Annotated in this window: 21 protein-coding genes and 2 pseudogenes; 9 read left to right on the top strand and 14 right to left on the bottom strand. The window is 67.5% G+C overall.

What is annotated here, in order from left to right; all coding sequences use genetic code 11:
• From ABZV42_RS38210 to ABZV42_RS38200, 3 genes and pseudogenes are all read right to left on the bottom strand, one after another.
• Positions 1–200: pseudogene (locus tag ABZV42_RS38210) on the bottom strand (S1 RNA-binding domain-containing protein); the annotation flags it as partial.
• 244 nt (positions 201–444) lie between these two features.
• Positions 445–3,273, bottom strand: a complete 2,829-nt coding sequence (locus ABZV42_RS38205; protein WP_356056159.1) for a hypothetical protein — start codon at positions 3,271–3,273, stop codon at positions 445–447.
• Positions 3,274–3,510: 237 nt separating this feature from the next.
• Positions 3,511–4,413: a DUF4231 domain-containing protein gene (locus ABZV42_RS38200; RefSeq protein WP_356056157.1), complete on the bottom strand. Its 903-nt coding sequence runs from the start codon at positions 4,411–4,413 to the stop codon at positions 3,511–3,513.
• A gap of 1,203 nt (positions 4,414–5,616) precedes the next feature.
• On the opposite strand from ABZV42_RS38200, the gene ABZV42_RS38195 reads away from it, so the two are divergent.
• Positions 5,617–6,090, top strand: a complete 474-nt coding sequence (locus ABZV42_RS38195; protein ID WP_356056155.1) for a hypothetical protein — start codon at positions 5,617–5,619, stop codon at positions 6,088–6,090.
• Positions 6,091–6,231: 141 nt separating this feature from the next.
• Here the strand turns inward: ABZV42_RS38195 and ABZV42_RS38190 are convergent, their stop codons facing one another.
• Together ABZV42_RS38190 and ABZV42_RS38185 are read right to left on the bottom strand one after the other, a co-directional pair.
• Positions 6,232–6,789 carry an XRE family transcriptional regulator gene (locus tag ABZV42_RS38190; protein WP_356056152.1) on the bottom strand — a complete coding sequence of 186 codons (558 nt, stop codon included), beginning with the start codon at positions 6,787–6,789 and terminating at the stop codon, positions 6,232–6,234.
• Positions 6,790–6,804: 15 nt separating this feature from the next.
• On the bottom strand, positions 6,805–9,063 hold the full coding sequence (locus ABZV42_RS38185) for a helix-turn-helix transcriptional regulator (RefSeq protein ID WP_356056150.1): 2,259 nt from the start codon (positions 9,061–9,063) through the stop codon (positions 6,805–6,807).
• Between the two features lie 205 nt (positions 9,064–9,268).
• Between ABZV42_RS38185 and ABZV42_RS38180 the strand changes: the two genes are divergently transcribed.
• Together ABZV42_RS38180 and ABZV42_RS38175 are read left to right on the top strand one after the other, a co-directional pair.
• Positions 9,269–10,537: a hypothetical protein gene (locus ABZV42_RS38180; RefSeq protein WP_356056148.1), complete on the top strand. Its 1,269-nt coding sequence runs from the start codon at positions 9,269–9,271 to the stop codon at positions 10,535–10,537.
• A gap of 387 nt (positions 10,538–10,924) precedes the next feature.
• Entirely contained in the window at positions 10,925–11,257 is a 333-nt protein-coding gene (locus ABZV42_RS38175; RefSeq protein WP_356056146.1) for a helix-turn-helix transcriptional regulator, read from the top strand.
• 59 nt (positions 11,258–11,316) lie between these two features.
• Here ABZV42_RS38175 and ABZV42_RS38170 read toward each other — a convergent pair whose 3' ends face one another.
• The 3 genes from ABZV42_RS38170 to ABZV42_RS38160 all read right to left on the bottom strand — a co-directional run bounded on the left by ABZV42_RS38170 (position 11,317) and on the right by ABZV42_RS38160 (position 13,946).
• Positions 11,317–12,120 carry a hypothetical protein gene (locus ABZV42_RS38170; RefSeq protein WP_356056144.1) on the bottom strand — a complete coding sequence of 268 codons (804 nt, stop codon included), beginning with the start codon at positions 12,118–12,120 and terminating at the stop codon, positions 11,317–11,319.
• 564 nt (positions 12,121–12,684) lie between these two features.
• A complete protein-coding gene (locus ABZV42_RS38165; RefSeq protein ID WP_356056142.1) occupies positions 12,685–13,356 on the bottom strand; it encodes a hypothetical protein in 672 nt (223 codons plus the stop codon).
• Positions 13,353–13,946 carry a sigma-70 family RNA polymerase sigma factor gene (locus ABZV42_RS38160; RefSeq protein WP_356056140.1) on the bottom strand — a complete coding sequence of 198 codons (594 nt, stop codon included), beginning with the start codon at positions 13,944–13,946 and terminating at the stop codon, positions 13,353–13,355. Before ABZV42_RS38160 ends, ABZV42_RS38165 begins: the two co-directional genes overlap by 4 nt.
• Before the next feature lie 1,326 nt (positions 13,947–15,272).
• On the opposite strand from ABZV42_RS38160, the gene ABZV42_RS38155 reads away from it, so the two are divergent.
• Positions 15,273–15,707 (top strand): NUDIX hydrolase, encoded by a 435-nt coding sequence (locus ABZV42_RS38155; protein WP_356056138.1) that lies wholly within the window; start codon positions 15,273–15,275, stop codon positions 15,705–15,707.
• Positions 15,708–16,249: 542 nt separating this feature from the next.
• Here the strand turns inward: ABZV42_RS38155 and ABZV42_RS38150 are convergent.
• The gene (locus ABZV42_RS38150; protein WP_356056136.1) at positions 16,250–16,456 is read right to left on the bottom strand and encodes a hypothetical protein; all 207 of its coding nucleotides are present in this window, start codon (positions 16,454–16,456) and stop codon (positions 16,250–16,252) included.
• Between the two features lie 232 nt (positions 16,457–16,688).
• On the opposite strand from ABZV42_RS38150, the gene istA reads away from it, so the two are divergent.
• Both istA and istB read left to right on the top strand, forming a co-directional pair.
• Positions 16,689–18,305: an IS21 family transposase gene (gene istA, locus ABZV42_RS38145; RefSeq protein WP_356056167.1), complete on the top strand. Its 1,617-nt coding sequence runs from the start codon at positions 16,689–16,691 to the stop codon at positions 18,303–18,305.
• 10 nt (positions 18,306–18,315) lie between these two features.
• The gene (gene istB / locus ABZV42_RS38140) at positions 18,316–19,110 is read left to right on the top strand and encodes an IS21-like element helper ATPase IstB (protein WP_356056134.1); all 795 of its coding nucleotides are present in this window, start codon (positions 18,316–18,318) and stop codon (positions 19,108–19,110) included.
• 11 nt (positions 19,111–19,121) lie between these two features.
• On the opposite strand, the gene ABZV42_RS38135 is transcribed toward istB, so the two are convergent.
• Complete coding sequence (locus tag ABZV42_RS38135) at positions 19,122–19,589, bottom strand: hypothetical protein (RefSeq protein WP_356056132.1); 468 nt, start codon at positions 19,587–19,589, stop codon at positions 19,122–19,124.
• Between the two features lie 77 nt (positions 19,590–19,666).
• Between ABZV42_RS38135 and ABZV42_RS38130 the strand changes: the two genes are divergently transcribed.
• The 3 genes from ABZV42_RS38130 (at position 19,667) to ABZV42_RS38120 (ending at position 20,800) form a co-directional block, all read left to right on the top strand.
• On the top strand, positions 19,667–20,035 hold the full coding sequence (locus tag ABZV42_RS38130) for a hypothetical protein (protein WP_356056130.1): 369 nt from the start codon (positions 19,667–19,669) through the stop codon (positions 20,033–20,035).
• Positions 20,036–20,230: 195 nt separating this feature from the next.
• Positions 20,231–20,611 (top strand): hypothetical protein, encoded by a 381-nt coding sequence (locus ABZV42_RS38125; RefSeq protein WP_356056127.1) that lies wholly within the window; start codon positions 20,231–20,233, stop codon positions 20,609–20,611.
• A 57-nt stretch (positions 20,612–20,668) separates the two neighbouring features.
• Positions 20,669–20,800 (top strand): hypothetical protein, encoded by a 132-nt coding sequence (locus ABZV42_RS38120; protein ID WP_356056125.1) that lies wholly within the window; start codon positions 20,669–20,671, stop codon positions 20,798–20,800.
• A 113-nt stretch (positions 20,801–20,913) separates the two neighbouring features.
• Here ABZV42_RS38120 and ABZV42_RS38115 read toward each other — a convergent pair whose 3' ends face one another.
• The 4 genes and pseudogenes from ABZV42_RS38115 to ABZV42_RS38100 form a co-directional block, all read right to left on the bottom strand.
• On the bottom strand, positions 20,914–21,294 hold the full coding sequence (locus ABZV42_RS38115) for a DUF5958 family protein (protein WP_356056165.1): 381 nt from the start codon (positions 21,292–21,294) through the stop codon (positions 20,914–20,916).
• Positions 21,295–21,357: 63 nt separating this feature from the next.
• Positions 21,358–21,810, bottom strand: a complete 453-nt coding sequence (locus ABZV42_RS38110; protein ID WP_356056123.1) for a hypothetical protein — start codon at positions 21,808–21,810, stop codon at positions 21,358–21,360.
• A gap of 236 nt (positions 21,811–22,046) precedes the next feature.
• Positions 22,047–22,199 (bottom strand): annotated as a pseudogene (locus tag ABZV42_RS38105) (XRE family transcriptional regulator); the annotation flags it as partial.
• Positions 22,200–22,520: 321 nt separating this feature from the next.
• A complete protein-coding gene (locus ABZV42_RS38100; protein WP_356056163.1) occupies positions 22,521–23,339 on the bottom strand; it encodes a barstar family protein in 819 nt (272 codons plus the stop codon).
• Between the last annotated feature and the right edge of the window lie 205 nt (positions 23,340–23,544).

Genomic DNA, 23,544 nt, shown 5'->3' with positions numbered 1-23,544 from the left:
ACGTCCAGGACCACGATGGTGACCTCCTGTCCCACCTCCACGATGTCCGACACCGCCTCGAAGTGATGAGCCCAGGTCAACTCGGCTACGTTCACAAGCCCGTGGAAGCCCCCGATGTCGACGAACGCGCCGAACCTCTCGATGGACGACACCACCCCTTTGCAGACCTGGCCCCGCTCCAGCGTCTCCAGGACCGTCCGGCCACCTCGATCTGCCGTCTCCGCCATACCGCCAACCCTTCGTCAACGGCCAAGACTCTCACGTCAGACCCGCGCAGGGGAGGCGGCAGAGCGGCCTGAAGATGGGGCCAACTCTCGTTGTTATTTCCGGCCATGAAGATCAGGAAGTGGGGCCAGAACTCGTTGTTGGGTGGGGCCACGACTCATCGGTGAAGCCACAGGGCAGCTGCGCAGGAGGCGTCAACTGGAACCGCGGTATTCGACCTCACGGAATGTTCGGGCGGCGACCGTGGCGGGGACATCGCACAGCTGATGCCGGGACACGATCACCAGGGGTCGGCCCGTGAGGCAGCGACCACGCCTTTCGGATGGTGTCGATCAAGGGCCGCGCACTGTAGGGCGATATCCCGAGTTCCTGTCGTGCGTCGGCCAGCCGTTCAGGATCGCCGTCCTGCCCGTGCTCCGCTGCTAGTTGTGTGCGGCGCTCGAGCCCCTCGGCGCTGAATATGTCGAGCAGGGTGAGTGAGAAGTAGGCGTACGTAGATGCCTCGTCTATGAGCTGGCGTGCGTCTCTGCTGAGATCCGCGTCGCCTGGTGGTCGGTGCGATGAGTCGTCCGCGTTCGCGGAATGTGGGCGAGGACCGTCGGCATAGAAGGCGAAGTGATTCAGTGTGCGTAACATGTCCGTTTCTACGCACGGGCAGGGGTCGCGCAGGTAGCTGCTGAGAGTGCGGAACGACGCGAGGACGCTGTAGGTGTCGTGCGTCCACTGCTGTTTGCTCAGCAGGGTCCGGAAGCCCGCAAAAGTTTCCGCCAGTTCTTCCAGGATGAGGTGGCGGGAGATGTCTGTGAGCTCGTAGGACTGGGTCTTGTCCTGTGTCTCGCGGAGCTGTAGTCCGTAGCGCAATAGGTCGCGCAGGATGCCGCCCGACAGAGCATGAGCGAGCAGGATGTGGGGGTCTTTCAGTGTCTGGGAGCGCCTGGCGAGGATGGCACGTGAGTCGCTGAGGGTGCTGGGCTGGACGTGGATGATGTCGTCCAGGGAGCTGTCGGTGGCGTCCCGGTGGGGCAGGCCTCTGCGAACGAAGGCGGCTCCGACGTCTTCGGCAACCGAGATCAGGTAGTGGACCAGGGGAACACCCAGGATGGCCTTGATCTCTCGGAGGAACGCCAGAGCATCGGTGTCCGCGCCCAAGCGGTCCACTTCGTCGATGGCAATCACGACGGTCTTGCCCGCTCCGGCTCTCTCGACTGCGATGCATTTGAGTAGTTCGCGGAACTCTTCGACCAGTTCGGGGTAGTTCGGCGGGATTGTGGAGACGGACGCGGAGTGGTTAGTGCCCAGGCTCAGGATCTGGGCGCTGCCGCCGGTGGTCAGGCCGTGAGCAGTCTGCTGGATGGTCTGGAGACGGTAGAGGTGGTTTTGGCACCGGGTAACCAACTCTGGTTCTTCCGGCTGCGGGTGCCAGTCCCCTGCTTTCGACACGAGGACGCCGGTGATGACGCCCGCCAGCCGCAGCGGGTTCTCTGGGTCCGCGAGCAGGGAGCGCATCTGCGGATTGGCGATGAGAAACAGCAGCAGGTAAATCCCGGCAGAGGCGGCGAGGGGGCGGAAAACCGTCTCCAGGGAGATACGCCATCTTCCGAGGGGAAACTCGACTTCGGAATCACTGGCGAGTCGCAAAAAGCCCCAGAGGAGCAGCAGGGCGATTGCGTAGCCGACGGCCTGGTAGAAGGCCTCGGGCTGGGTGTTGTGGAGGTGCCGGGCCTGCTGGCGGATCTGTTCGTCCCACACGATTGTGGCAGCGGATGCCCAGGCCAGGAGCAGCCCGATGCGTCTGATGGAGCGCATCCACAATCGTCCCAGCATGCGTGGCAGCCAGGCGGTGTGTCGTGACCGCCACCAGGCGATCCCGCCGATCGTGACGGTCAGGCTTGCGACGACTGTGTGGCCCTGCCAGATCGCCGTCACGTCGTCGTGCATCGCGTTGGTGTACCTGTGCACGACGTCGGATGCGGACGTGGCGTACTGCTCATACAGGGAGCGCACCGAGGCGGTCAGACCCAGCACCACCAAGGCGGCGGCCGGTACTGCGAAGGAGCTCCACCGGCTCAGCCGCTTAGCCTGGAGCCGTACCCGTCGCAGTAGCCTGCGTGTGGGCGACAGTCGCGCGAAGCCGGTGGGTTCATAGCCCTGATTGCGCATGTATTTCTCGCACAACTGCACTGACAGCGACAGCAAGAAGTCGTGCGGAGCGTAGGTGGCCGGCGCTTGAACGATCACGCCGAAGCCGGCCTTCTTGACGCACTGCTCCAGCAGTGTCGTTTTGCCTGCGCCTCGCGGGCCGCAGACGGCGATGGTGCCGTCCTCAAGATGGGTGAGCTTGCGCTCCAGTTGCCGCCGGGCCCCGTTCTCAACGATGTAGCCCGGTGCTCGAGGCGCGCGCAGGCCCCATTCATAGTCGTCCGGGATGAAAAGGGAGTCGGGGTCGTCACCCAGCATGTGGCGGACAAGATCGGCCACTACGGGGCCGGTGCCGTTTTCTTGGAGGTCTTCACCCCAGCGGACGGCGCATGTTCCCACCTCAACGCGCTGAATCAGCCAGCCGACCTCCAGCCCGGCGGCAATCAAGCACCGTTTCAGGTTGGACCACGCTGTTGAGCCTCGCCATACCAGCGTCACCATCGTGGCTGCCGCTATCAAAGCCGCTACGAGCAGGACGAGTGGGCCACCAAAGATCAACAGTGTTAGTGCCCCGCCAGCTATGAGGGAGCAGACCACCCGCCAGTCCCACTGCGTCGCATCTACAGCTCTCTCATACCTGTCCTGCGCTTCGTCGAGTTCTGCGATCGCCCTGTCAAGAGGAAGCGATGGGCAACGGATCGTAACGTAGCGGTGGTACCGCACCGTCCTCATATGTTCCATGACGGCGGCGTGGTCCACTCCCTCGCGCTTGCCGAGCAGTTTCTCCGTCTCAGGCTCGTCGAGCGCGGCCAGCACGCATCGACGGTAGATCTCGGTCTTGTCTTCCCCGCTCAAGAAGTCGAAGGCCCTCGCACCCCATAACTCAAACCAGGCCCGGAACCGCAGCATCCGTCCACCTTCCCCCGAGTGCAGAACCTGCGGATGCTAACCCTGTGGCCTTCACGTCGGGGAGCGTTCCATCCAAGGTGGCTCAGTCCATGCACCCCTGCGCAGAAACGGTTACCCACTGTGACCTGCGGGTGACACCCGTCCCAGGATGCGCCGGGTTAAAGCCCCCGCGTACGCCAAGGCATAACGCGGGAACCGCGAGCCCCCTGCCCCGCGCGCTCAAAGAAACCCGGAAGGTCAGGCCGTCGGCGGCTGGCCGGAAGGCGCGGTGTGGTCGGCGGGCTGGTCCAACTGCTGCTGCCGGCGCCGCTGCTCGTTGCGGTGTTCTTCGACCCGCTGGGTGAACAGCTTGAGTGCCTGCTGGTCTTGGTCGGCATCGAAGTCACTGTAAGGGCCGACGCCAAGGGTGAAGGCGTTGGCCTCCTCCTCGATGGCATCGGCGGTCTGGAGGAGGAAGTAGCTGCGCTCGCGGTACTTGTAGTAGCCGGTGAAGGCGGCTGCCAGCGTGACGGTGAAACCGATGGCGACGATCGTGATGTTCTGCCAGGTGAACTGGTTCCGGGTGTCCAGGGCAGCGACGGTGGTCGTGGTCGCAGACCCGATCATGATGAGGTTTTGCAGCATGTTGTGGATGAGCCGGTACTTGCGGCTGTCCGTCCGATGCTGCTCGATCACCCCGGCCACATCCTCGCGGTAGAGGCTGCGCCGTTCCTTCAGCGTCGGGTGGATGAGCGCGCTGAGAAACCGCAGGGCGTCGCGGTTCGTCGCGAGCACGTCCTCCAGCTGGGCCAGGCCTAGTTGCCCGCGGGGAGGCGCGGCGACCCAGGCGGCGAGGCCGGAGACCAGCGCCAGCAGTGCGCAGGTGATGTCGACCCGCAGGAGTCGGGAGGGTGAGCCCCAGGTCAACACGGTCCACACCAGGCCCGCCATGATCGCGCCGCCGGCCACGGTCAGGGCCAGGGCCATTAAACGAACCCTTCGCCTTCGCCGCACCAGGTCCCGCTCCGTCTGCCTCACGTCGTGTCTAAGCTTGCGCAGAAAGGCGTGTTCATCGGCTTCGGTCTGCCGTTGTTCGGCACTCAGGTGGTCATCGGCTTCACTGATCCGGCGAGGCGCATCGTCGTCAAGACTGCGGGCCACAGCTTCGGTCCTCTCGTGTGCGCCGGCTCAGCGGGCGAAGGCTTCGGTGAGGCACGACGGTGACGCCGAACGGGTCGCGGTAGTCCAGCTCAATCGGGTGCAGGAGAAGTTAACGGCGCTATTGATCGGCGCAGTTCGCCGCCGGGCTGCGGGGGACGGCCTCCAATCCGGGGCGACCGACACCCAGCCCTCCGGGCTGCGGGACAGAAACTGCTCGTTGCAGGGGAACTGGTGCAGGACGTGGCCGTCGCGGCGGCGAGCACCCCTATTCAGGCACGGCGCCGGGCCGACGATGGGCAGTTCCTAGGCGGTGCCGACGTCGTGGGTCTCTCAAGCGAGGACGACCTCGTCCGCGCCAGCCGCCGCAGCGATGTTCGCGAGTTCGGCGATCCCAACGAGCGCGTCCGGGCAGGTCTTGAGCGGGCGGACTCAAATCAGCCGTCCAGCTCGCCGCGCACCAGCGGCATCATCAGCGGGCGCGGCACCTCGCCCAGCGAGGCCGTGTACGTCTCCTTCGCGACGCCGACCGGTCCGTTCCACATCCGTGCTTCCACGGGGACCCCCTATCGTCTGCTGACCCGATCACCGCACCCTGCCACAGGTGCTGAGGTCGTGTCAGTAGATTGATCAGCCAGCCAGGCAGTGGCGATTCGACACGCGGCTGGGGCTCCAGGGATTGCGGGCCTGGGAGACGCATCGGGGCCGAACCGGCGCAGGCGACCCAGAATCCGCTCCCGCCGATCAAGGTCGACCGGGCCGGACTTTTGCCCAGACAACCGCTCGAGAGGACAGTCCTGCGCCTCCGACACCGGTGCCACCCCCTATCGCCCGGCCCAGACCAGCGCCCCGGCCGGAGAGCTGGCCATCCCAAGGACACGCCGGACTCACCCTGATCGTTCCACAGCCACCCCCGTCCTCGCGGCACTCAATGACCGACCTACTCCCCGGCCCCATCCGCCAGCGAGCTCCTGGACCAGCCCGACGACGTCCTCCAAGGCGAGTCCGGTCGCGTCGGCGAGCGTGGCCAGGGTCCACGGTCTGCCCCTCGACGAGCGGGCGCAGCTGCCGTACCCGCAGGCCGCCGCCGATGCGACTGCCGTCGGAGCGCGCCAGTGGGCCACTCTGAGCGCACAGTTGGCCAGAGTGGCGATCGGAACAGGGATACACCGTCCAGGTAAGAGTCGCGGCTGGCAGGCTCGCTCCATGGCAGATGACGTCGTGGGGGGTCAGGTCGCCGACCTTCAGACCGAGTGCGAAGAACAAGCCCGGAAGAACCGCTTCCGTCGGCAGTTCTGGCGGTTCACCCATGCCGCGCTTGGACTGCCCGCTGCCGTACTGGCCGGGATCTCGGGCGCAACGGGGCTCTCTTCAGCAGATGCCCGTATCCCGGCGGCCGTGCTGGCACTCGCCAGCGCGGGACTCAGCGCTGCCATCGCCTTCCTGAAGCCGGAGGTGCATCAGCGCGCGGCTCACGCACGCCGCAGGGCCTACCTGGCATTGGAAGTGGAGGCCCGCTTCGCGCTGACACGAGCGGCATCCAGCGGGGAACCCGTGCCTCTGACCGTCTACAGGAATCTACTGGAGCGCCGCAGGATGATCATCGCCGGTCAGCTCGATGAACTTGTTCAGCGGATTGCTGTGGGGGAAGGGCATGCCGACACAGCGGCCAGCGAGTAGAGAGTCTCGTGCGGCGGGGTCGTACGGCTCCCGGAGCAACAGGGGCCGACTCCGAGTGTCGAAGTGCCCACCTGAAGCACTCCGTGGCCACCTGGCGCGCTCATCACACCGGTCCGGGCTCGCAGACTGTTCGGGAGGCGACTACAGATCGAACTCGAGATGCTCGACGTCCGTGAACCGGACTTCTTCCAGGCTGCCGGCCCGGCGGCCGCCGTCCTGGAAGTAGACCTCCCTGAGCGCTTCAGCGGCGATCTCCTGGAGCTCGTGATCGCTGGCGCCAGCTTCTTGGGCGTCGAAGAGGCGGGCGGCGTACTGCGGTGGCAGGGCGACGGTCAGGTGCCGGATGCGGTCCTGGTCCGTCGACCCGATCGGAGCGGTGTAGCCGAGGCGGGCGCGGGTGTCGATGACGATGCCGCCGGTGGTCGCCGCCTTCTTGCGGGCCCTGGCGCGGATCTGGGGCTGCCAGCGGGCCTTCACCTCGCGCTCCAGGCGTGCGGCAAGGTCTGGGCGGGGTTTTTTGATCTGGTCTTTCACGTACCGCTCGACGGTGCGCTGGGAGATCCGCAGCATCTGGGCAACCGCCTTCGTGCCCTTGTACTGCTTGACCAGGTAGCGCATCTGCGCGGGTGCGGTCTTGGGCGTCGGGCGGGTGAACGCCTTGCGGACCGCGGCGTCCAGGCCGTCGCCGAACATGCTCATCGCCTGTCCACTCCCCTATTCGCCGTTGTCGGCGTCGGTGACGGTGCCGTCCTTGATGTACCGGGCGAGGTTGAGCTCCGGTGCGTTGAACCGCTCGCGGACTTCTTCGCCCCACAGGACGGACTGGGTGCCCTCGTGCTTGACCAGGCCGGGGTTGATGCCGAGCTTGAAGCCGCCCGGCAGCGACTTGCCGTCCCGGTAGGGCAGGAAGTCCAGCGGGCTCTCACCGCCGGCCGCGTAGACGACGCAGTCGGACAGGACCGCGACCGGGTACTGGCCGGTGAACGCCGCATGCTTGACGATCTTGCGGTGCAGGTTGATCCGGGTGCGGGAGATGACCGCAGCGCGGATGTCCGGCCGCCACGTCGGACGCGACAGGGCCCGCCACGGCTCGCCCGGTCGCCAGCCCTCCCCGCGCGGGCGTTCGCGCAGTTTGCCCAGGCCGCCCTTCACCGTCGCCTTGATGGCCGAGACGACGATCGCCAGCTCCGGATCCCGGTCCTTGTAGCCGTCCATCGCCGCCAGGAAGTCGGCCGGAGCTAGGTCGGCGTCGATGCCGAGGTCGGCCATCGTGGCGAGGTACGCGTCGCGCAGCCGGTTGTACCAGCCGTCCAGGTAACGGCCGTTCTCGTACCGCACATAGGCCTCCACCGGGCTCACCTCATAGCCGAGTTCCGCCGCGTAGGCGACGGTAGGTGTCGCGTACCAGGCCGGGCCCTGAGGCCGGTCGCCCTTCGGGGTGAACGGGCTGGGCAGCAGACTCGCGTCCAGGTCCGCCCACTTGTCCTTGCCGACCTTCACCCTCGACAGGTCGACGTGGGAGAGGTCCACCAGCCATGATCCGGGCAGCTTCGCGTCGAACACCGGCGCCTTGACGTGCGTGGGCGCACCCAGGCCGACGGTCAGGCCGTTGGCGCCGGCGGCGAAGGCCATGTTGACGTCGATGCCGACCAGGTGGCGCAGGGTGCATTCGGCGTCGGTCATCGGCCGGGCCCAGTCGTAGGCCTCCTCGAACAGCTTCTCCGCAGGTCCCCGGACGTGGAAGCGGGGCAGGTCCTTGAGGAGGGGGTGTCCGTCGGGGACCTCGCACGGCGCCGGGTCGACCGGATCCCGGCCCAGGCTTCCGGGGTTGTGCTCGGAGTGGCGTTTGCCGTCGGTGTCCGGGTCGGAGGCCCTGGTCGGCGGGTGCAGCGCGGTCATCAGCTCCAGGCCGGTCACGGCCGTCGATCCGCGCGGCGTCATCACCCGGGACGCGAACACGCCCAGGACGCGGGCGAGTTCGGCCGGCGCCAGCTGCCCCACCTCGCCCCAGTGCCGGGTGCCCAGCGCGTGCCAGGACGGAATGCACAGTTGCACGCACTGGCGGTCGGAGCCCTGCGCGGGGCGGTAGATCCGTGCCCATGGCCCGAACCCGCGCTTGGTCAGCTGCCACTCGGCGCGCACCAGTTGCTTGACGACCTTGTGGCTTTCCGGGATTCGTCCCGCGAGACGCTCTGCGTCGCCGAGGGTGACGGGCAGGCCGTAGCGCTCCAGGGCGGCCTCGGTGAGGACCAGCAGGGGGTCGCCGTCCTTTCCGGGGCCGGACAGCCTCGGCTGGCCGAGCTTCGCTTCCTTCAGCGTCCAGTCCACCAGGGACGGCAGGGACTTGGCAGGCACGTCCAGAATCAGGCCGCCGGCGCAGTACGCCAGAACCTGACCGTCCGCGTCGACGTCGACGACAGCCAGCGGCCCGTTCTCGAACCGCGGGTCGGCAACGTCAGCCGGACTGCCGGCCGGGGCCGCCTTCCGTGCGGGCGGACGACGCGACGTGGACGATGGCCCGGCGGTACGTGGCGGGCGCGGCGCGGCCACCGGAGCAGCGGTGACAGGGGGAACAGGGGGCTGGGGGTGCTCAGTTACGGTCCCGGCCGCCGCCTCGGGCCCCGGACCGGTGGACACGGGGCGCGCCTGCACCGAGGCGGGCGCGGGTGCTGCCGGAGCGAGCGTGCCGGCGACCGTGGTGGGCGCCGGAGTGGCCGACTCTTGCGGGGCGGGGTAGAGCTCCGCGAGCTGCCGCAGCAGCCGCGCATACGCCTCACGCTCCGGCCCCCGCGGCTCAGTCGGCTTCGTCAACGACTCCCACCCGGACACCGTCGCCCGGCGCACATGCAGGGCCGCAGCAACCTCATCCAACGTCAGGCCGTGCGCGGTACGCAGCCGCTTGCGTTCCGCCGCGGGCGGCAACGGCGAACGGGACGCGACCAACGCATCCACCGCGTCGAACAACTCGGACATGCAACACCTCCTAGCCAACACTCTACCCGTGAACCGTACAGATGGCAGACATAGACCGTACGGATTGCGTACGAGCCATGTCGGCTGGGCATAGAACCCGCTTCTCACCCGGCACCCCGCAACCTCTGAGGCCGGCTGACGCTCTTCCCCGTGACGGCTGGCGGCCGGTGCTCTATCTGAACCTGCTCTCTCCGAATACCGTGGAATGCATGGCCAATGGGGGTTTCACACCAGGTACGGCATAGAGATCAACCTGCACCGCAAAGACCTCGCCAACCCCGATCGTGAACACCTGCTGGAGGAGATCACCCAGCCTGTCAACCAGCGCGCCCGCGACCTGCTGCAGTGCTTGGAGGACCGCAACGGGGGCGAATGCCAATGTGCGCTGGACGGCAAAACCCCCTGGATGTTCGTCCGCCGTCAACGCCGCAACGGCCAGCTGGTCTGGGAGGCAGCCCACCTGCCGCTCACCCACGTCGCAACACCCCAGGAGAGCGACAAGCACAAAGCGATGAAGGAACGGATCGCCCGTACCGCGGCTCGGCACGGTCTGGACGTACAGACCGAAGCACGGTCCGAGGACGGACGAGTGGTCACCGATGTCCTTGTGACCGGAGCCGGCGCACGTGTCGGATGGGAAGCTCAGTACTCCCCCATCACCGCCAACACCGTCCGCCGGCGCTCCGCCAAAGCCCGCGCCCGCGGCATCGCGCCCCTGTGGGTGACCGGCGACGCGACCTCCCAGCTGATCGACAGCGCTCCCTGCACCCGCGTCGACGACGTCCCCTGGCAACGCATCATCTCCCCGCTCGCCCTCATCATCCGCGCCGGGGTCCGCCACCTGCAGATATGGAAATGCACGCCCGTCAGCGAGCGTGCCTGCCCCGATACGGGCGACGCGTGCGGCAAATGGCACTGCGGGTGGTACCTGGCCGCCCTGTGCCTGCCCCAGGAACGTGCTACCCCGCTCGACGAACTCGTCATCACCAGCGCCGACGGCGAACACCTAGCCGTGCGCTCCCGCAGCCCCCACGACCCACGGCGCATCACCTACCTGTGGGCACTGGCCCGCGATGTGCAGCGCTGGCGCGAGATCACCGGCGCATCCGACGCACCGGCCGGACCCGACCAGAGCGACGACGAACACGTCACCTACACCGAAGAAGAAATCGACGGCTCCTGCCGATACGGCGAAGACGGCCCCCACACCAGCAGCCCGCGCCCCTTACGCGAGACCGCATCCGCCACAGGACTCCACACCTTCGACCAGGCACCCGACCACACCCTGCTCCAGCCCAGCCGGCCCATCGCGCTGCGCCTATCCCCCCGTGAACGCCTCGTCATCGCCGCAGATCTGAAATGCCCGCCCTGGGAAATCGGGCCCTGCACCCTGTGCGCCACCCCCATCCACCGCTACGGCCCCCGAAGCCCCCTCGCATGCCCCACCTGCCGCACCACCACCCGCCATCCGTAACGGGAGCGACGTAGAACCTCCCCGTGTCGCGGACTTCGACTTCTTCCGGGCTGCCGTAGGGATCTGCGTGGAACTCGCGTTCACGCTGAGCGCTGCTGGGGCGGTGAGACGCTCTCGTTACCGCAGCCGCCCACAGATTTGACCGGTTCGCGGCCGTGGCTGAAACAACAGTCGCAAAGGCTGTGAAGAGCCGCCGTCAGAGTGATTTGGCTGCCAGGGCACGGCTGCCTGGCTGGGCTGCGTATGTGCAGGCCAGAGTGCGTGCGCGTCAGGTTGGAGCAGATGATGTTCCATGCTTTTTGCGAGAACCGAGTTTTTAGTTAGAGCTAAAGGTGGCATTCTAGTTGAGGCAACGTACGTTGCTGCCAACGGACTTGGGGGTCCTCTATGAGCTTCTTCGCTCGAGGTGAGAACAGCACAGACTTAGCCGGTGCCCAGTTGGCCCGGCAGGCGACTGCCTCTCTGGCGGGGATTCTGGCGGGCCTTGGCAGATCTCGTTCCGACCTGGCCAAAGCAATGGGTGTCAGCCCGGGGCGCGTGAGTCAGATCATGTCCGGGGACGCAAATCTGACGGTGCGCACGCTGGCGGCAGCAGCCGAGGCGCTGGGAGCCCAGGTCGAGATCACGTTCTCGGTGCATCCCCAGACCGCTGGCGTGCCGGCGAAGGGCAGCGGGGACTCGTCGCCGAGGCGCGGTGCCGGCCTACCCTCGCGTCGCTGACGAGGCGTCTGCTGCCCGGGCGCGGCGTGTTCGCTCGCTTGACGGGATAAGCGGCGCTTTCAGCGGTGGCTGCGGCGCCAGGACAGCCGGCGCCTCTGCGGCGGCACCGGGGCGCGGTGGTGGGCGCCGGCGTTGAGGGCTCCCGTCCGCAGGACTTCGAGTGCAGGATGTTCGGACCTGCGCCCGTGCAGGTAGGCCAGCTTCACAAAGTGCTCGCTCAGGGTGCGGGCTTCCGCGAACGTGCTGCGGCAGGCGAATTCCTCGTCGTCGTCCGGTTCCCTCTTGAGCCAGGGCGTCTGGACGTTGCACGCGTCGTCGGTCTTCGTCTGTACCTCCAGTGCCTTGTCGATCGCCTTCTCGGCGGCCTCGTACTGGGCCTTGATCGACTTGATGACGGCTGCGTGGTCCTGCCGGGCCAGCAGGTACTGCTGGAGTTCATGGATGAACAGGCGCAGCTGCCGTGATTCCCTGAAGTCGGCGAGGAATTCGGTGCTCCAGTTCAGGGCGTCGGTGCGCATCCGGTATTCGAGGCGCTCCAGGAGCCACGCGACGCCCAGGGTCATGAACTTGACGACCGGCTGGGCCGTGCCGTCCTGCCTGCGGCGGGGGGCTGCCGTGGCGCCGAGCGCGAAGCCTGCCGCTGCCGGAGGAACCTTCGCCAGGTGCGGCAGCAGCAGGCCCGCTCCGATGGCGATCGCGCACATCAGGGCGACGACGCTGAACGCCAGGGCCGCGGAGCGGTGTGTGCCCAGCAGCCGCCCCTTGCCGCTGAACTGCCGCAGCAGGCCGAACCAGGCGACACCCGCGCAGATCCCGGCCGGTAATGCGAAATCGGTGAACCACGTCTGTTGATACCAGTGCATGTACGGCCCCAGATTTTCCAGTGAACGGGCAGGACCGTCGCCCGACGGCAGGGGTGAGGCGGGCTCCCCCTCGGCACCTGCGCCCAGCCCTCGCCCATGACAGGCGAAAATGCCCGGCATAAGTACGGCCCGATAATCTCATCCTGCGCTGCCCTTGGGTCTCACTTTGAGCAACGAGAAGTGACGGATTGCGTGAGATCCGGCCACCCCAAACGCCCCCGGGACGCACAGGACTGCGGCACGTCCCGGCCCCCAAGGCCCCTCCCCCGGCAGGGATTCGAACTCTGCTGCCGCAAGGGGGCCGACCACACCGGTGACGGCCCCGGGGTACCGGAAGACAGCCACCGCCTCCCGCACCGCTCGCCTCACCCCGGCAGGCCGAAGAACGGGGCCGGGGACGGCGACGGGTAGGCGAAGGCAGGACAGCGGACTTCTGCACCGCTCGCACCGTGCCGGCCAACCGCCGACCAGCTTTCGGCGGACAGACTTCCGGCGAGCGGGCGGCCGACCAGCGGCGAGCGTTGCGGATGCCGGCGCCCATCGGCCGGCCGCGTCGCCGGGGCATCAGCGACGGGTGAAGTCGTAGAGCCTGTCGGCCAGACGCCGGTCGGGGCGCTGGACGATGATGCAGGAGCCGGCCTTCGCGGTGGCGAGGCGGTCGACCTCCATCTCCAAGCCCCCGGTCGGGGAACTGGCATGACTCAGGCCGGACTTGCGGACGTAGGTGGCAACGCTCTCCAGGAAGGCGAGGAAGGCGTTGTCGGGGGCCTCGGAGTCCAGGACTCCGTCGGTCACCTCATGCAGCCAGTGCCGTGCCTCACGGGCCTCGCCCAGGGCGAGGTGGTGCAGGTGCAGGCAGTAGGCGGCAGCACGGTGCCCGGCGCCCGCGGCGAGCTGCCACCAGAACTGGGCGCTCTCGGGATGACCGGTCAGATGGAGCAGGCACGCGAAGACCAGCGCGCCGTCGACATCCAGATGACCGACATCCAAAGGAGCATCGGGTTCCTGCGCGAGACGGTCCACGTGGTGGGCCGCATCCGGCTTGTTGAGGATCCACCGGCACACCGTCGACAGCCGCTGGCCCGCCTGCGCGGCACGCAGCATGTCCGGGTTTGGCCGCGCCGCCGCGCCGGCGGCGTCCGCGGCCAGGCGGCGCAGCGCCGCGCCCACGTCGAAGCCGTCGCGCAGTGTGGTGGTGATCCGTGCGTCGGCGAGGAGGTCATCGATGGCAGTCACTGTCCTGCTCCCTTCTTGACGGGCCTGCCCGCGGGAGCGGGCAGGCCCAGCTGGATGCGTAGGCGTTCCTTGCCCTTGCGGCCGTGGTAGTCGACGGTGCGGGTGTCCAGGCCCATGTAGCGGGCGATCCTCTTGGTCGGATAGCCGAGCAGATGGCGCAGGACGATGACGGTGAACTGGCGGGTCGGCAGACCCAGGATCGCCTCGTAGAGGCCGCCTGCCGCACCGTTGATCTCCAGCTGGTTGCGGACCGCCTCGAGGTTCTTGGCTATCGGGCCGGCGATGAGGAAGGCTGGGGGCCGGTCGTCCTCCTGCAGACGCCGCGTCACACCCCGGTGCAGGACGGCGAGGGTCTGCTGCTCGAGATCACCCTGCTGCAGCAGCGCGTCCCAGCCGCCGAGGATCTCGAGGAACACCTGGTGCACCACCTCCTCCGCGACCCGGCGGCCACCGAGGTGGATCTCCGCGAAGTCGTGGAAGAACTCCTGGTGTCCGAGGTAGAAACCCTCGAAGTCGAGGGGCAGATCAGGAGGGGCCGCATGGCCGCCGTCCTGGGGCGACAGGTCAGTGCTGACGTCGCCAGTGCCCATGAAACCTCCAGGCGATGCAAGCGCCGCCTGCTCCTCGTGGAGCAGACGGCGCATATCCAGACGCGGACCAACCGGCCTGCGTAAGGCCCCAGTTGATCGAGGTCCTCAGGCACCACACTCTCGGTTTCGGAGGCGTAAGACTCATGCCGCCCCCAGAAATTATTACTCACCGATCATGAACGTAAGCGGAACGTTAGTTCCCTATGGGCATTTCCGTTCGAGACGGGACCCGTGAGCAGCGACAACGCGCAAGAGGAGCACGGTCCTGCCGGCAGGAACGACCACAACCGTGGCGCATGTCACACCCATTGAGTCAGCGCCCGGACGCCCAGCCTTCCAACAGACGCCACACCCTGGCACCCGCGCGCAGAACCGATCCGTCATCACCCGTTGGAGCGACACCGCCCGCCAGCCGGAAACCGGTTCCGCACCCCACCGTTCGACGAGGGCGCCCACGGCCCCGAGCCACTGTCGGCAAAGCGCCGGCACCGTGCGAACGGTCTCTGCGCGCCGGCTCGGCTCCGCCACCTCCGCCTGCGCTCCGCTCCCCCGCGCAAGCGAACACCGGCCCCAGCCGGCGGCACCCTCCTTTGTGCCCTGCTGCAGGAGGCAGCCGGGCAGACCAGGCAGCGCACCGCGGCCGCGCTCGCGCTCGCGCAGACGGACCTGCCGGTGGGGCGGATCGAGTTCTTCGACCTGCGCGACGCGGACCGTGCCCATCAGCCTGCTGCGTGCCATGCAGTTCGCCGACGAATCCGATGCCCCGCCGGACGAACGCATCCTGCTCCCGCACACACTCCTGTCCACCACGGCGGCACCGGTCCCTGAGCAGAACCGCCCGTTTGTCCGTGCCGCAGAACGACTGGCTCCTCAACCCGCTGCATCGCCGGCGCCGTTACGGGAAAACAGCGCGGGGCAGCCGCGCGCTGGGCCGCGCGGCTCCGTCTGCCCGTGTCAGAGGACCGCTGCCGTCCACGCGGCTTGCCCCCGCAGGGGCGTGCAAGCGCGGACTGCATCGCCATGCTTCTTTCGGCGCCCGCTCCCCAGGGCGATCTTCGCCGCGCGGAGCGCCGTGTCCGGGCAGCTCGCAGATCGTTGGACCAGAGGTCGCGTACGTGGGAGTGGACCTGATGCGCGAACGTTGAGGGCTCTGGATGCCGCTGCCCGGTCTAGGGTTCTCAGCCGTGGCCCGGCCCGTGTCCGCGCTCTGGCAGGGCCGGGCCGCACCCTCTTCTCGTCGGCCTGCCTCGCTCAGGCCTGCTGCCCGATGTGCGCGTCATGCCCGCCCGCGGTCGCCGACCGCTGCCCCCGCCCTGGAGAGCTGGCATGAGAAATGGATCCCTGCGCGATGCCTCGGTGGTCGTAGCGCGCGATGAGAACGATCTCGTGGCGCTGTTGAGCGCCAGCTTTCCCGCCCACGGGGGCGCGTATCTGTTCCTGCCGGGCGGCCGCCGTGGAGAGGGCGAGAGTCCGCTGGAGTGCGCCCGCCGCGAGCTGCGAGAGGAAGCCGGTGTGAGCGCCGAGCACTGGACACCGCTGGGCTCGCACGCGATCACGCTGAAGTCCCCCGCACGCGTGCACCTCTTCGAAGCCCGCCAACTGACCCTGGGAACCCAGGAACTGACCGCAACCGAGCAGGACTTCCAGCTGATGTGGTGGCCGATGAGGGACGCGCTCCGCGCCGTGGGCGAGGGGCGGTTCCTCCTGCCCGCCGGGCCACTGGCCCTGCTCCTGGCCGAGCGCCGCCACCAAGAACGCTGATCCCCTGGTACCCGGGGGGGTGCTCGGGATCGTTGGCCGTGCACGGGCAGCGGGCTGAGGGGCGCTCGATGCTGTTGTGCAGCCGCCGCCGGGAGTCAGATCGCGGGCGGCAGGCTGCGGGGTTGCGGGTGGTGCGGTGGTGGGTGAGACGACGTTCCTCAACCGCGTCGCAGGCGCCTACCGTCTGCAGGTCAGCAACCTGCGGGCGTGGTGGCGCTAGGAGAACCCGGTGCCGCAGGTTAGTGCGGGCATCGGGCGCTGCCGTCGTGGACAGCCGGACCCGAGAGGGTGGCCGCCGTGGCAGGAACGGGCAAGGGTGGGGGCGCTGGAGTGGGGTCCGATGCTCTTCGCCTGCCTGGCTCTGCGCCGCCCGGCGCGGCATCGCCGGAAGCCCGTGGGTGTACCGGCCGTCGTGGCCGCGGTGGTGTGGGCGGCATGGCCGGTGACCGTTCGCGGTGGGTGAGGGCCATCCGCTGGAGTTCGCCGGGTCGCAGCGCGGCGGCGTGGTGCCGAGTTCAATTGATCACGACCCAATACGCGCCCTACTTCGGCAGGACCTGGCCCTGATCCGTCACGTAGTAGCTGCTCTTGCACTCCATGAGCGCAGCCTCCGACACGTCGTACGGACCGCCAGCCTGCTGGGTGCAGAACCTGTTCAGGATCTGGAACTTCTGAGCGGCGGACACCCCGGCAGGTTGGTTGTTCTGCTGTTGGTTGTTCTGTGACTGGTCGTCCAGCTGACCCTGCACCCAGGGATCCGGGGACGATGTACTCGAGCCACTGCCGGAACCTCCGACCCAAAGGCCTGCAAGGAAGGCCAGGACGACAGCGGTGGCTTTGTTTATGAGTTCCAGGAACGTCTGTTGCTCAGCGCGGGGATCGCCCGGTTCCACGTGAGAGTGATGTCGTCGAGTTTCGAGAACGCTCCGGTGCTTGATTCGGGAGCCTGGTTGTGCTCAGCACGACGAGGGGGCCAGGGTGCTGCCGAAGTCCAAGGTCGATCTGTACGCGGCGATCCGCCGTGACGCGAGGACTGGCATGTCGTTGCGGGCGCTCATGCGGAAGTACGGCGTCGGTTTCGAGACCGTGCAGCGGGCCATGGTGTCGGCGCTGCCCGAGCCGCGGAAGAAGATGAGCCCGCGGGAGACGCGGCTGGACACCTACAAGCCGGTGATCGACGCCATGCTTACGGCGGATCTGACCGCGCCGCGGAAGCAGCGGCACACCGTCAAGCGGATCTTCGACCGGCTGCTGGACGAGCACGACGCCGTCGACATCTCCTACCAGATGGTCCGCGGATACGTCGCTGTCCGCCGCGAGGAGATCCGCCAGCAGGCCGGCAAAGGAGTCGTGGACGCGTTCGTCCCGCAGACCCACAAGCCCGGCGCGGAGGCCGAGGTCGACTTCGGGGACGTAACCGTAAAGCTGGCCGGCGAGCTGGTGACCTGCTACTTGTTCGCGTTCCGGTTGTCGTACTCGGGCAAGGCCGTCCACCGGATCTTCGCCTCGGCGGGCCAAGAGGCGTTCTTCGAGGGCCACGTCCACGCTCTCAACGTGCTGGGCGGGGTGCCGACCGGGAAGGTCCGCTACGACAACCTTAGGGCCGCAGTCGCCCAGGTACTGGGCCTCTCACGGCGCCGAGTGGAGGCCGAACGCTGGACCGCCTTCCGGTCGCACCACGGCCTGGAAGCCTTCTACTGCCAGCCCGGCATCCGCGGGGCCCACGAGAAGGGCGGAGTCGAGGGCCAGATCGGCTGGTTCCGCCGCAACCACCTCGTCCCAGTCCCCGAAGTCGCCACGCTCGCCGAGCTCAACACGATGATCGACCGGTGGGACCAGGAGGACGACGCCCGCCGCATCCGCTCCCGCCCCCGCACGATCGGAGAGTACTTCGCGGCGGAACAGCCGCTGCTGACACCGCTGCCAGAGGAGCCATTCGAGACGGGCCGACTTTCCACCCCGCGGGTCGACCGCTACGGCCAGATTTGTGTCCGGATGAACCGCTACTCGGTGCCGGTCCGCCTCATCGGACGGACCGTCCGCGTCATGCTCCACGCCTCCGAGCTGGTGGTCTACGACGGCCGCGAGGAAGTCGCCCGGCACGAACGGCTCATCGCCCGCGGCGCCACCCGTCTCGAACTCGACCACTACCTGGAGGCCCTGATCCGCAAGCCGGGTGCCCTGCCCGGCGCCACCGCCCTCGACCAGGCCCGCGCGGCCGGCCGCTTCACCCCTATCCACGACGCCTGGTGGCAGGCCGCGGTGAAGGCCCACGGCGAACGCGAAGGCACCCGGGCCCTGATCGAAGTCCTGCTCCTCAGCCGGCACCTGCCCCACGAATACCTGATCACCGGGCTCGCCGCAGCCCTGAAGACGGGCGCGTTGACCGCGGACGCCGTCGCTCTGGAGGCCCGCAAGGCAGCTGACGCCGAGCCGGAGGAACCGCCGCAGCTGGCCGCCTCCGGGAGTAGATCCGGTATCGCTCCGCTGCCTGCTGCAGTCCGGGCCCATCTGCCGCCCGACAACCGGCCACTGCCCTCCGTCGCCCACTACGACCAGCTGCTGCGCCTCCACCGATCCGACCGCCCCACCCCTTGAGGAGAACGCCGTGTCCCTTCCCCGTCAGCGAGGGCTCACCGAGCAGGCCGCCACCACCGCCGTCGACCAGGCATGCAGGATGCTGCGGCTGCCCACCATCCGGTGCCAGTTCCCCGAGCTCGCCGAGAAGGCCGAACGCGAGCAGATGTCCTACCTCGGCTTCCTCGCCGAGCTCCTGCTGGCCGAGTGCGACGACCGGGCCCGCCGCCGCTCCGAGCGCCGCATCAAGGCCGCCGGGTTCCCCCGCGACAAGGCACTCCGAAAGTTCGACTTCGACGCGAACCCCAACATCGACGCGGCCGTGATCCACACCCTCGCCAAATGCGAATGGATCAAGAAGGGCATGCCCCTCTGCCTGATCGGAGATTCCGGCACCGGCAAGTCCCACCTGCTGATCGCGCTCGGCACTGAGGCTGCGATGGCCGGCTACCGGGTCAAGTACGTGCTGGCGACGAAGCTGGTCAACGAGCTTGTCGAGGCTGCTGATGAGAAGCAGCTGACCAAGACCATCGCGCGTTACGGCCGCGTCGATCTCCTCTGCATCGACGAGCTCGGCTACATGGAACTCGACCGCCGCGGCGCCGAACTCCTCTTCCAGGTTTTGACCGAGCGGGAGGAAAAGAACAGCGTGGCGATCGCCTCGAACGAGTCCTTCTCTGGGTGGACAAAGACGTTCACCGACCCCCGCCTCTGCGCGGCCATCGTCGACCGCCTCACCTTCGGCGGCAACATCATCGAGACCGGAACCGACTCCTACCGCCTGGCCACCACCCGCGCCCGAGCCGAGCAACAGGCACTCAGCTGAGCTGCGGAAGTTCAGACGTGGGCCCGGATCTGCTTCACCGGGTGGCCCAGTCTGTCCGCCAGTGCCGTCAGCTCGTCCTCACTGAACCAGAGACGCTCGGGGTTCCAGATGGCGATCTCGAAGCGGGCGAAACCACAGGGCCAGTCGTAATCCAGCACGTCCAGAGTGGTTGATCCTCCACAGCACGGGACCTCGACCGCGAGCGTGGTGAACCCGTCGTCGCAGTGAGCCTCAAGGAGGTCGCCCCACCACTCCGTGTCGATGGCCGCCTGACACAAGGGGCAACCGATCCTCTCCAGGTTCTCTCCACAGTCGACGGCGGTCACCACGTCGTGCCACGTCACGTCGATCTCCACGTCTACGCCGTCGGTAACCCCGGGAGTCAGGTCCTCGACGAGCGCGATGACGCGATCAACCGCATCGCGATTCGGCTGCCACTGCGGATCATTCGGAATGATCGACAGCACGTCATCGCTCATAGCTTCCCCACCTCGTCAGCCCACTGCAACATCTCGACGCGATGCTATCGATCGCACGTTCTGATGCTGCACCAGTCATGGACCCGACACGGGTCAGTGAACCGTTCCTAGAACTCGGCAACACTCCAGAGCCAGCCCAGCATCAGATGATCCCGAAACCCACCGACATGCGTTCTTGGTTCTCACCTATGCAGCCAAAGTGGGTCACTGCGCCCTTGAACGATGGCGTTGAGGTATTCGCTCTGCCGCAGCGGCTGACCCGAGCACTGGCCAACGCCAGCTCCGCCGAACTGGAAGAGCTTGCAGGTCGCTGCACCACACGGCTCAGGTCCGAAGACGGGGACGATATGACCGGTGATGATCTACTGGCGGTCCTGCAGGGGGTTGCCCGGCTCGCGACGTCTGCGGTGAACACGGGTGGTGGCCTCTACAGCTGGAGCTTCTGACCGCCATCCTGCGAGGGACGCTCGTTCTTGACGCCTCTGCACGCCAAGAGCTCGGTCCCGGTGGCGTCGAAGTACACCGCCCATGCAACCCTGCCCTGGCGGGACGCCGCGTGTGGGCGGCCACCGTTTTCCCCACCCGGAATGTCAGGCAATTGGCCATCGGGACGACGGAGGCGCGGCACGTAGGGTGAGCTGATGTTCGATCGGCTGGAGATCAGAGTGTTACCGCAAGGGCCTCGGTTCGCTGCCCAACTTCGGTTCTTGGTCAATGGCGAGGACGTAGTCGAAGTCGCAGTCGAAGAGGGGGGTCGCGGGCCGCTCGTGGCTGATGTTCTGCCTGCCGGCCGCCCCAGCCTGCTCCGGGCAACCAGTGAGGCGCGGCGCGTGGAGCTGGGCGAACCCGAGTGCACCGGCGATTGCTGCGGATTCCTCTCTGTGGTCGTGCAGCGCTTCGGGGACATCATTCGATGGTCGGGCTGGGAGGTTCCGTACGCCCCCGCAGCCCCGCCGCCGGACTTTCACTTTGAGGCGAGCCAGTACGACGCCGAACTGGCTCGCGCCGAGGCGGACCGGTGATAGCAGGTCCCGGTGAGGAATCGCATGAAGCTGATCATGGTGTTTGTGGGGAATTCCGTGAACGCTGACACCGCGACCGCGCGCGAGCACTTGCCCCGCCTCCTGACACCGGAGGGCGAGCAGTACGACCTGGTCGCCCTGCTGCCCAAAGTCCTGACCAAGGGCGGGCTGCACGTCACCCTCGCGTGAACCGGCATCCCACCGTGCCGCCGCAGCAATGCCTCGATGCCACTGCCGGCCCGTCTGGCCACGTACGCGCCTGATCGCAGGAGCCGAGCCGTGTGCAGGAGCCGACGGCGGGATCAGTCAGCGGCGGCCAGCCTGTGCCACCAGTGCCCGCACCCCTCGGAGCAGAAACGCTCACGCCGTCGCCCATCGGCGATCGCGAGTACCGCGACCAGCAGCCGGAACGCCTTTCGGCGTTCGTCGCGCGGAGCGAGAGAGGCGATCTTCCCCAGTTGATGGTCGATCCGACCGCGTGTGATCAGCACCGCGGGCGTGTGCGTCGGGCGCAGCCCGGCACGAAGGATGCTCTCCGGTCCGTCTTCGGCGACGGCGCGTGCCTGGACACAGTGGTGGCGCAGGAACAGCAGCGCCTCGGACTGCTCCTCCGGGCCGAGTGCGTCAAACCATGCGATGCCCTGTGACATCGGACGGAGTCCCTGAGCAAGTTCGTTGAGCATGACGTCGCGTTCAATCAAGGCTGCCTCCCATCGGACAAGCGGCGCTTCGCCGCGGAGTCGAGGTCAGTGGAACCAGGCAACGAGTCGCACATGGTCCGCTCCGTGGAGTTCGCCGAGTGTCCGCATCACGCTCCAGACCGGCCCCCAGTGGGTTTTGTCTCCGGCGACCGATTCTCGGCTTCGCGTGCCGGAACGGTCTACCTCCTGCCAGTCGGTGGAGGCAAGCTCGGCCCAGGTGATCCATGTTGTGCCGTGGACGTCAGGAGGTCCGCCGTACGCAGCGTATTCGGTCTGCAGACCCTTGGACGCGTCGCTCGGAAAGCCGCGTTCTTCGGCCAGAGGGCGGAAGTCGAAGTGGTTGCGGATACCGAAGATGCAGGCGAGGGCGTCATAGGCGTTGCCGTTGTTGAGCAGGAAGAGGTCGATGGCAGCGTGCCACACGGAGTCCTCGTCGTCGGGGCCCCAGAGGCGGGCACCTGGTCGGCACTCAATCATCCCGCTGGCTTCGGTAGACATGCAGGCATGCTGCCCGCACGGCCCATGAGTCGGCACCTGCTTTTCCTCTGACCCGCCTCGCCATCAGTTCCAGCGGCCGCCTGGCGCTCGCGGCGGAGACAACGCGAGCGATGCGGTGGAGGGCGATTGATATGCCTTGGCGTTGCCCCCGCCCCCGCAGGTCAGAAGCCAGCCCGCCAACTCAAGCGTTCAACCCCGGCAAGTCACTGGCTCACTTGCCAGGCGAAGTACTCAGGCTAATGCGGTCGACGCGGTTCCAGGTGCTCCACATCCGTGAAGCGGACTTCTTCCAGGCTGCTGGCGCGGTGGCCGCCGTCCTGGAAGTACACCTCCTTGAGCGCTTCGGCCGCGATCTCCTTGAACTCGGAGCCGCCGGCGCCGGCCCCCTGGACGGCGCAACGCCGGACAGCTCACGGGCGGCAGGTCTGCACAACGTGGATGCTCGAATACGGCGCCACCACTGCACGACAGCAGTGGGGAACACGATGTTCGACACCCGCGACATAGGCGTCTTTCTCGGCCTGGGCGTTGGCAAAAGCGCCCTCCACGGCCACGGGCTGGCCCCGGCTGACACGGGCCTGATCGGCTGCCGGGTGAGGGCCAGCTGCCGACGGTTCAGTGGGCCAAGGAGGAGCGGGTTGCTGCTGTCGGGGCAGTGGGGTGGTATCCGAATGACCTTGCCCAGGCCGATGCCTGGGAGCGACCAGTTGTCACCGAAGGATGACGCTCACGCCCCGTCTCTCGAAGATCTCCAGGATCAGGTCGAACAGCGCAACCGTCCAATCGTCGCCGGGCACGCGCTCCGCCAACCGTGCCCGGGCCTGGGCCGAGGCATCCCAGTGCAAGGTGAACGGAGAGGTGGCGCCGAAGCCGCCGCGAAGGCAGTCGTCCAGAGCGTCAAGGTTCCAGCCGAAGTATCCGCCGGGCCCGTTGACGGCCTCACCGATCGCACAGTAGAAGCTGTCCTTGTCGACGATGTGCTGGCCGTCCAACGTGAACACCTGGCCTGCGGGAGCATCGGGCTTTCCCTGGAGTTGGTACTTCCGGGACCACAACGCCACCGACAGCCATGCGCGCCTCTCTTCGGGTGCGAGTTCGTGCCACATGCCGGTGCGGTTCAGGTGACCCGTGCGCACCAGGTCCCACGTTCGTTCCGCTCCGGGCAGGGCGTCCTCGCACCACAGCGTCACCGTGAGGTCGACGAGGCCGGCTCCACGGGCAGAAGGTTCGATGCCGACGACGGTGACCTCGTTGACGAAGTAGGAGCCCATGGTGGCACCGTCGCCGTCGAGAATCGCGAACATGGCGTTCCCGCCCACGGCACGACGACCACCGACATGATCGACGCACTTCAGCAGGCCACCCTGCGGGAGGCAACCTTCAAGGCGCACGCGACGTGCGCCCTCCTCATCTGCCAGAGGCGTGAAGAAGCCCTCGGCCTCGTGAGCAAAGCCCCAGAAGTCGCTGTCGTCCTCGTCCGAGGTCAGCGCGTACCTCTGCCCCTCGCCGTCCCGCCCCGATGCTCGCATCACACCCCCCGTGAGAGCGCTGATCCTACCGACGCCTGCCAACCCACCGGGCAATCACCGGCACCGCCCCCACCCCTGACCTCATCGCATCCATCTCAGAGGTCCACTGCCGAGTCACCGGTTCAACGCGTCTCCGCAGTCCCTGACGGCATGGCCACTCCCACGACAAGGATGGCGGCCGCAGGCACGGCTCCAAAGCGGCCGG

It is taken from the genome of Streptomyces sp. NPDC005281 (genome assembly GCF_040607495.1).
Lineage (GTDB): Bacteria > Actinomycetota > Actinomycetes > Streptomycetales > Streptomycetaceae > Streptomyces.
This window is presented reverse-complemented; position numbering and strand designations above follow the sequence as displayed.